The sequence below is a fragment of the Hymenobacter glaciei genome, from assembly GCF_039539585.1.
Classification (GTDB): Bacteria; Bacteroidota; Bacteroidia; order Cytophagales; family Hymenobacteraceae; genus Hymenobacter; species Hymenobacter glaciei.
In genome coordinates, this window is the sequence record NZ_BAABDK010000046.1 from 1 (window position 1) to 886 (window position 886).

Genomic DNA, 886 nt, shown 5'->3' on the forward strand with positions numbered 1-886 from the left:
CCGATTTACGCGAACGGATAGCGGCGGCCTGTGCGTCGGGGGACAGCTCACTTGGCCAGGTGGCTGCCCGGTTTAGCGTGTCGCTCTCGTTCGTCAACAAGCTGCGCCAGCGCCAGCGCACGAGTGGCTCGCTGGCCGCTCTGCCCCACCGGGGCGGCCCGTCCCCGCTGCTCGACGAAGCCGCCCGCACTCAACTGGCCGCCTGCGTGGCCCAGCAGCCCGACGCGACGCTTGACGAATTGCGCGTGCTCTTGGCGGCCAGCGGCGGACCCGCGGTAGGGCGCACCACGCTCTGGCAGGGCTTGCAGGCGTTGGATTTGCGGCGCAAAAAAAGAGTGTCCACGCCGCCGAGCGCGACACCGAACGGGTGAAGGCCCTGCGCCGGGACTTTCTCGAAGCGCTGCCGGACCAGGACACGGCCCGCTTCAAGTTCGTGGACGAAACCAGCGTCAACCTGACCTACACCCGCCGCTTTGGCCGCGCCCCGGGTGGCCAGCGCGTGGACCAGCCGGTGCCGTTGCACAGCGGGCCCAACATAACGGTCATTGCCGCCCTCACGACCCAGGGCGTTGAGGCAGTGATGGAACTCGACGGCGCCGTCAACGCGGCGGCCTTTGCCGTCTACCTCGACCAGGTGCTTGGCCCTACGCTCGTGCCCGGCGACGTGGTCGTGCTCGACAACCTGCGCGTGCACAAGGCCCCGGGCCTGGCCGAACTGGTGGAAAAGCGCGGCGCCCGCCTGCTCTTTTTGCCGCCTTATTCGCCCGACTTTACGCCGGTTGAATTGGCCTTTAGCAAGCTCAAAACCTTCCTGCGCACGGCCCAGGCCCGCACCCGCGAGGCCCTGACAGCCGCCGTGCGGGCCGCGCTCGACTGGATAAGCGAA

The 886-nt window shown here is 68.5% G+C and carries 2 protein-coding genes; both read left to right on the forward strand.

Going from position 1 to position 886, the window contains the following annotated elements; all coding sequences use genetic code 11:
* The coding region (locus tag ABD837_RS24920; RefSeq protein WP_345060074.1) for a helix-turn-helix domain-containing protein at nucleotides 1–371 on the forward strand (371 nt) is incomplete at its 5' end.
* Nucleotides 368–886: IS630 family transposase (locus ABD837_RS24925; protein WP_345060078.1), on the forward strand; the 519-nt coding region annotated here is incomplete at its 3' end. The genes ABD837_RS24920 and ABD837_RS24925, both read left to right, overlap by 4 nt.